The sequence below is a fragment of the Phenylobacterium sp. genome (assembly GCF_044371015.1).
In the GTDB taxonomy this organism is placed as follows: domain Bacteria; phylum Pseudomonadota; class Alphaproteobacteria; order Caulobacterales; family Caulobacteraceae; genus Phenylobacterium.
In genome coordinates this window covers 1-6,509 of the sequence record NZ_JBILUK010000180.1, presented here as the reverse complement: position 1 = coordinate 6,509, position 6,509 = coordinate 1, and the positions used below count along the sequence as shown (strand labels likewise).

General features: G+C 69.4%; 10 protein-coding genes. 5 read left to right on the top strand and 5 right to left on the bottom strand.

From position 1 onward, the window contains the following. Positions 1–9: 9 nt before the first annotated feature. Positions 10–183 carry a YdcH family protein gene (locus ACIQ3R_RS13545; protein WP_397419361.1) on the bottom strand — a complete coding sequence of 58 codons (174 nt, stop codon included), beginning with the start codon at positions 181–183 and terminating at the stop codon, positions 10–12. A 110-nt stretch (positions 184–293) separates the two neighbouring features. Between ACIQ3R_RS13545 and ACIQ3R_RS13540 the strand changes: the two genes are divergently transcribed. Genes ACIQ3R_RS13540 through ACIQ3R_RS13530 form a run of 3 tightly spaced genes read left to right on the top strand, consistent with a single transcriptional unit; the run spans position 294 to position 1,557 of the window. Further along, on the top strand, positions 294–893 hold the full coding sequence (locus ACIQ3R_RS13540; RefSeq protein WP_397419359.1) for a UbiX family flavin prenyltransferase: 600 nt from the start codon (positions 294–296) through the stop codon (positions 891–893). Next, the gene (locus tag ACIQ3R_RS13535) at positions 890–1,345 is read left to right on the top strand and encodes a TIGR02444 family protein (RefSeq protein WP_397419357.1); all 456 of its coding nucleotides are present in this window, start codon (positions 890–892) and stop codon (positions 1,343–1,345) included. Before ACIQ3R_RS13540 ends, ACIQ3R_RS13535 begins: the two co-directional genes overlap by 4 nt. Next, positions 1,342–1,557 carry a YdcH family protein gene (locus tag ACIQ3R_RS13530; RefSeq protein ID WP_397419355.1) on the top strand — a complete coding sequence of 72 codons (216 nt, stop codon included), beginning with the start codon at positions 1,342–1,344 and terminating at the stop codon, positions 1,555–1,557. The genes ACIQ3R_RS13535 and ACIQ3R_RS13530 overlap by 4 nt, the downstream gene beginning before the upstream one ends. A 6-nt stretch (positions 1,558–1,563) precedes the next feature. Here ACIQ3R_RS13530 and ACIQ3R_RS13525 read toward each other — a convergent pair whose 3' ends face one another. Further along, on the bottom strand, positions 1,564–2,280 hold the full coding sequence (locus ACIQ3R_RS13525; protein WP_397419353.1) for a GGDEF domain-containing protein: 717 nt from the start codon (positions 2,278–2,280) through the stop codon (positions 1,564–1,566). Between the two features lie 142 nt (positions 2,281–2,422). Here ACIQ3R_RS13525 and purE point away from each other — a divergent pair, with 142 nt between their 5' ends. Together purE and ACIQ3R_RS13515 are read left to right on the top strand one after the other, a co-directional pair. Next, the gene (purE, locus tag ACIQ3R_RS13520) at positions 2,423–2,902 is read left to right on the top strand and encodes a 5-(carboxyamino)imidazole ribonucleotide mutase (protein WP_397419351.1); all 480 of its coding nucleotides are present in this window, start codon (positions 2,423–2,425) and stop codon (positions 2,900–2,902) included. Positions 2,903–2,907: 5 nt separating this feature from the next. Continuing rightward, positions 2,908–3,999 carry a 5-(carboxyamino)imidazole ribonucleotide synthase gene (locus tag ACIQ3R_RS13515; RefSeq protein ID WP_397419349.1) on the top strand — a complete coding sequence of 364 codons (1,092 nt, stop codon included), beginning with the start codon at positions 2,908–2,910 and terminating at the stop codon, positions 3,997–3,999. Positions 4,000–4,024: 25 nt separating this feature from the next. On the opposite strand, the gene ACIQ3R_RS13510 is transcribed toward ACIQ3R_RS13515, so the two are convergent. From ACIQ3R_RS13510 to ACIQ3R_RS13500, 3 genes are read right to left on the bottom strand one after another with little or no spacing between them, the layout of a single operon-like run. Further along, on the bottom strand, positions 4,025–4,687 hold the full coding sequence (locus ACIQ3R_RS13510) for a COQ9 family protein (RefSeq protein WP_397419347.1): 663 nt from the start codon (positions 4,685–4,687) through the stop codon (positions 4,025–4,027). A gap of 23 nt (positions 4,688–4,710) precedes the next feature. After that, a complete protein-coding gene (locus ACIQ3R_RS13505) occupies positions 4,711–5,109 on the bottom strand; it encodes a Zn-ribbon domain-containing OB-fold protein (protein ID WP_397419345.1) in 399 nt (132 codons plus the stop codon). A gap of 4 nt (positions 5,110–5,113) precedes the next feature. Beyond that, positions 5,114–6,298, bottom strand: coding sequence for a thiolase domain-containing protein (locus tag ACIQ3R_RS13500; protein WP_397419343.1), 1,185 nt, complete (start codon positions 6,296–6,298; stop codon positions 5,114–5,116). Positions 6,299–6,509: the final 211 nt, after the last annotated feature.

The window sequence follows — 6,509 nt, the reverse complement described above, 5'->3', positions numbered from 1 at the left end:
ATTGTGAGCCTAATGAAGCCGGCCCCGAAGAGTCTCGATCTCTTCCTTGAGTTTCAGCTTCTGTCGCTTGAGTTGTCGGAGTCGGATATCGTCGGCGTGGGGCCTGCGCAATTCGTCCTGAATGGCCTGTTCCAGGGACTGGTGACGGGATCCGAGTTCGCGGATCCGGGCATCTAGCGCCATGCGTAGAGCCTCCTCTTGGTTGGCGACTCGGAGTGAACACCCGCTTCCTGCCGCTGTCAGATCACATATGTTTGCGCGAGCGTGATGCGCGCAGGGGAACGAACCATCGGATGGCCAAGACAGATCGACCCCGCTTGATTGTCGGCATCTCCGGGGCGTCCGGCGCCGTCTATGGATTGCGCGCACTGGACGCCTGCCGTGACCTCGGCGTGGAGAGCCATCTGGTGGTGAGCCGGTCGGCGGCGCTGACCCTTGACCAGGAAGCGGGGGTCGCCTTGGCCGACGCTCAGGCGCGCGCCGACGTCGCGCATAAGGCCGGCGACGTGGGGGCCTCGATCGCCTCGGGCTCGTTCGCGGCCCTGGGCATGCTGGTCGCGCCCTGCTCCATCCGCACCATGAGCGAGATCGCCACCGGTGTGACAGCCTCTCTGCTGACCCGCGCGGCCGACGTGACCCTGAAGGAGCGGCGTCCGCTGGTGCTGATGGTGCGCGAGTCGCCGCTGCACCTGGGACACCTGCGCACCATGGTGCGTCTGGCCGAGATGGGGGCGATCATCGCGCCGCCGGCCCCTGCTTTCTACGCCGCGCCCGCGAGCCTGGAGGAGATGGTCGACCAGACCGTCGGCCGCGCCCTCGACCTGTTCGGACTGTCCTGGCGGCCGGTGCGGCGCTGGGGCCAGGACATCGGGCCCATCGAGGCGGGGGCATGAGCGGGATCTGGGAGTGGGCGCTCGCCGCCTATGCTCGCCCGGGCGTGCCGGACGCCTGCCTGGCGTTGCAGGACGTCCACGGCCAGAACACCTCGCTGTTGCTTTGGGCGATCCAGGCCGGACAGGTCGACCCCGAGGTGCTGGCCCGGGGCGCCGCATTGGCCCGGGCCTGGGATGCGGCGGCCCTGCATCCTCTGCGCGCCGCCCGCCGCGCCCTGAAGCCAGCCTTGCCGCCGGTGGACGACACCCGCCGCCTGGCGATCCGCGCCGACATCCAGAGCCTCGAACTGGTCGCCGAGCGCCTGCTGCTGGAGACCCTGGAGGCGCTGGCGCCGCCCGGCTCCGCCGCACCCGTCGAAGCCCTGGCGGCGGCGGTCAGGGCATGGGAAAAGCCCGCGCCGACCGAGGCCCAGGCCGCCCTGGTCGACGCGTTGGCGAGGTCCATGGAATGATCGACTACAGCACCTTCACCGAAGAGGCGCTGGCCGCGCGACTGGCCGATCTGAAGATTGATCACGCCGATTTCGACTTGGCCATCCAGGCATTGGCCGCCTCACCCCTGCCCGATCTGGTGGTGATCGGCCGGCTGAAGCGCAAGAAGCTGCTGCTCAAGGACGAGATCGCCCGCGTCGAGGACCTGCTGAACCCCGACATCATCGCCTGAGTGTATTCAGCCCGTCCGGACTCGCTTGCGCGCATACATGGCGGCGTCTGCGGCGGCCACAGCATCCTGAGCCGTCATGCCGGGGGCGATCTCGGCGACGCCCCAGCTCAGCCTTACCGGCGCGCTCCACTCCCCGAACTGCAAGGGTTCACGCGCGATCGCCGTGGCCAGGGTCTCGGCCTTGGCGCCCGCCGTCGTCGCATCAGCCTGGACCAGGGCGACCGCAAACTCATCGCCGCCCATGCGGCCGACCAGATCGCTCTCCCGCACAAGCCCCGCCAGGCGATCAGCGACGGCGATCAGCGCTGCGTCGCCCGCAGCGTGGCCATAGCGGTCGTTCACGCCCTTGAAGCCATCGAGGTCAAAATAGACCACGCTGGCCGACGAGCCGTAGCGCTCGGCGAAGGCCGCGACCCGCGATAACTCCCGCAGGAACGCGCGGCGGTTTAGGAGCGGTGTCAAGGCGTCGCGGTCGGCGAGGGTCTCGGCCTCGGCGAGTCGCGCTTTCAGCCGGCCGACCTCGCCGCGCAGGTCGTCGATCTCGGTCAGCAGCGTGACCAGCGCCGCCTTCACCGCCGGGGTCATTTCCGGTTCCGGCACGCCCAGGAACGCAGCCTGGTCGGCCCGCGCCGCGGGTTGTCCGGAAACGGCGGCGCCGGCCTGCGCCAGGGCGCGACGGCGGATCGCCGAGAACGGCTCGGTGGTGGCGCCCGAAACCTTCATCGCGTCCTCTGGCTCCCGCCAAACATGGTTAACGACGATCAAACACCGCCGCAGTTAAGGCCAACCTAACCGACCCGGCTTGTTCCGACAAAGCCGGCGCCCTACTACCCCCGCTTCTTCCCCGAAGGGACTTCGCGCCGCCATGTCCGCGCCCGTCGCCATCATCATGGGCAGCCGGTCCGACTGGCCGGTGATGCGCCGCGCCGCAGAGGCGCTGGAAGCATTGGGCGTCGCTTACCAGGCCAAGGTCGTCTCCGCCCATCGTACGCCCGAACGCATGTACGCCTTCGCGCGCGGGGCAAAGGCGGCGGGATTCAAGGTGATCATCGCGGGAGCCGGGGGCGCGGCGCACCTGCCGGGCATGACCGCCTCGCTCACCGACCTGCCGGTGCTGGGGGTTCCGGTTGAGTCGAAAGCGCTGAAGGGCATGGACAGCCTGCTCTCTATCGCCCAGATGCCCGGCGGCATTCCGGTCGGCACATTGGCCATCGGCGAGGCTGGCGCGCGCAACGCCGGCATCCTGGCCGCGCGTATTCTGGCCCTCGCGGATCCCGCGCTCGCGGAGCGCCTTGCAGCCTTCGCCGCCGACCAGACCGCTTCGGTCGACGAAGCGGTCGAGTAGGCTGAATGTCCGCGCTTTCGCCTCCGCTGCCGCTAAGGCCCGGTGAGACGCTCGGCATCCTCGGAGGGGGCCAGCTTGGCCGCATGCTGGCGCTAGCCGCCGGCCGCCTGGGTTTCGATGTGGCGGTTCTCGAACGCGACGCCGACAGTCCCGCCGGCCGGGTCGCCGCCCACGTCATCGTCGGCGCCTATGATGACCCTGAAGCCCTTAAGGCGCTCGCCGCCCGGGCTCGCGTCGTCACCTACGAATTCGAGAACGTGCCCGCTCAGGCCGTTCAGACGCTGCAACAGCTTGGCGTCGAAGTGGCGCCGGGTCCGGAAGCCCTGGCCGTCGCCCAGGATCGCATCACTGAGAAGCAGTTCCTCAACGCCGCCGGCGCGCCGACGGTCGCCTTTCGCGGCGCCGACACGCCGGACGAAGCCGTCGCTGCGGCCGAAGCCATGGGCGCGCCCGTGCTGATGAAGACCCGTCGCGAAGGTTATGACGGCAAGGGCCAGCGTTGGATCGAACATGCCCGAGACGCTGCGGAGGTCTTCCGTGCGCTGGGAGGGCGTCCGGTGATCCTCGAGGCGCCGGCCGACTTCACCCGCGAGCTCTCGATCATCGCCGCGCGTGGGCGCGATGGCGCCACCGCCATCTACCCCCTGGCCGAGAACCACCACGAAGGCGGCATCCTGCGCCGAACCCTGGCGCCGGCCATAGTCTCGACCGCGCTGGCCGAACAGGCCGAACGGATCGCCGTGCGGGTGCTGGAGGGCCTCGGTTATGTGGGGGTGATCGGCATCGAGCTTTTCGAACTCGCCGACGGCCGCCTGCTGGTCAACGAGATCGCGCCGCGCGTCCACAACAGCGGCCACTGGACCCAGGACGGCTGTTCGGTGGATCAGTTCGAACAACAGGTCCGCGCCGTCTGCGGCTGGCCGCTGGGGCCAACCATGCCTCACGCCCGGATCGAGATGCTGAACCTGCTCGGGGATGAGGTCGACCAGTGGGCCCGCCTCGCCCACGACCCCGACAGCCGCCTCCATCTCTACGGCAAGCGTGTCGCCCAGTCCGGCCGCAAGATGGGCCACGTCAACAAGCTCAGGCCGCTTTAGATCTTCGGCCTGTGGGCCCGAGCCTCTACTCGGCGGCCGTATCGCCGTAACGCGCCCGGGCCAGCGTTCGGGCCATCAGGTCCGCAAAGACAGACGGCCGGAACTTCGTCTTGGCCTTCCAAACCTCGAACGCCATGACGTTCTCGATCCGCGCATCCACGAACGCCATGGCGGCGGCCGGTCCATCCGCCAGTCGCACGGCCAGGCCGCCTGTGAGGATTCCCGAAAGCAAGGCGCGCTTGGTGTAGTGGTTCTCGTCGGTCGCGGTGTCGCCGGCCCAGCGCCAGATCGCGTCCGCGCTCTCCCAGGCCAGCCGACCGGCGAGCGGTATGTTGGGCGGCAGAGCCAGATAGCCCATCCAGCGCCGGGTCGCCGGCTGGTCGGCCGCGGCGGCCTCCAGCCGAGCCTCGACCCCGGTCCGGATCCGCGCACGAATCTTGAGCGTTGCGGGATCGATCCCGGCCAGTCGCGCCATGGCGGCCGCGTCATGCCGCCGTGAAAGCAGCGCCGCCAGGTCAGCCGGGCCATGCGGGACCAGCAGCTCGACCTCGCCGGCGCTCATGCCGAGTGCGCGACCGGCGAGCCTTGCGGTGCGCCAGGTCCAGCCGTGCTCGACCGCCAGCGGCATCGCCGCCGAAAGCAGCGCCTGCTCGGTCGCCTCCGCCCACGCCTGTGCATCCGTCGTCATGGCGGGGCGTCTAGCACGAAACCCTAGACCGGCGCGAAGACCGGAACCGGCGGACCGCCCTCGGTGGGCTGGAACCGCACCTTGACCCGCATCCCGATGGCGAGCCCGTCGGGCGGAACCCCGACGAAGTTGGTCAGGATGCGCGGGCCCTCGTCCAGCGTCACATAACCGATGGCGTAGGGGCCCGAGGGCGAACGCCACATCACCGAGTAGGTGTAGATCACCCCTTCGCCGGGGCTTTCCTCCCACACGGTCTGCTCGTGGTGGCAGTGCGGGCACATCTCGCGCGGGTACCAGTGGGCCTTGCCGCAGGCCTGGCACCGCTTGATCAGGAAACGCCCCTCGGCGGCGGCGTCGAAGAACGGCTTGGTCTCAAGGCTGACCGCCGGGGCCGGAATGGCGCGCGTCATCACTTCGGACATGGTCTCAGCCCTCCCGTTCCAGGATCAGGGTCGCGGCGCCGTGGCGGGTGCCGAGCGAGCCGCCGGTGCCGTGCGCCACGGCCAGATCACAGTTGGCCACCTGCACCTTGGGGTGCGCCTCGCCACGCAGCTGGCGCACCGCTTCGATCACCTTGGTGATGCCGCCGCGGTTGGTGGGGTGGTTGTTGCAGAGGCCGCCGCCGTCGGTGTTGAACGGCAGCTTGCCGACGCCGGAGATCAGGTTTCCATCGGCCACGAACCGGCCGCCCTGCCCCTTGGCGCAGAAACCCAGGTCTTCGATCTGCATCAGCACGGTGATGGTGAAGCTGTCGTAGATCGAGGCGTACTTGATGTCAGAGGGCGTCACGCCCGCCTCGGCGAAGGCCGCCGGCCCGGACCAGACGGCGCCGGAACAGGTGAGGTCGAGATCGCCGCCCATCTGGCCCTTGGGCGCCTCGCCCGCGCCCAGCACCCGGACCTTGGGTCGGTTCAGGCTTCGAGCCACCTCGGGCGCCACCACCACCAGCGCGCCGCCGCCATCGGTCACCACGCAGCAGTCGAGCAAATGCAGCGGGTCGGCGATCATGCGGGAGTTCAACACCTGCTCGACAGTGACCACGTCCTTGAGGAAGGCGTGTTCGTTCCATTGAGCGTGGTGGCTGGCCGCCACCTTGATCCAGGCCAGTTGTTCCGACGTGGTGCCGTACTCGTGCATGTGGCGCATGGCGCACATGCCGTAGGTGTTGTGAGTCGAGCCGCCATAGATGCTCTCGAAACCCTGCTCCGGCGCGCCGTCCGACAGCGTTCCCGGCCGCGCCTGGGGCGGACCGCCCCGCCCGCCGCCGTTGCGCGGGCGCCCCGCCAATGTGATCAGCGCCACCTTGCAGCGACCGGCCGCGATCGCCTGGGCCGCGTGGCCGACATGCGCGATGTAGGACGAGCCGCCGATCTCGGTGGAATCCACATGGCGCACATTGCGGAGGCCCATGTAGTCGATCATCGAGAGACCGCCGAAGCCCGGAGCGTCGCCCGCGCAGAAGTAGCCGTCGACGTCGTCGAACGTCAGGCCCGCATCGCGCAGCGCGCCCCGCGCGCTTTCGGCGTGCAGTTGGGCGGTGGTCTTGTCGGGCGCGTCGCGCGTCGGGTGCTCAAAGGCTCCCATCACATAGGCCTGTCCCCGGATGCTCATATGCGATCTCGCCCCGATGTCCCGAAGCGACCGGATTAGCCCGAAGCCCGCCGCCGCGCCATCCGGCCGCAAGGTCAGCCCCTCTTCTCCCGGCTCCGCGTCACTGGACTTCCAGGCCCGTCGCGACTAGAAGCCGCCGCTTTCCCGCGCCGCCGTCCGATCCGGCCGCCGGGAGCGAGGCCCAAAACTCGATGAAACGATCCCCGACATC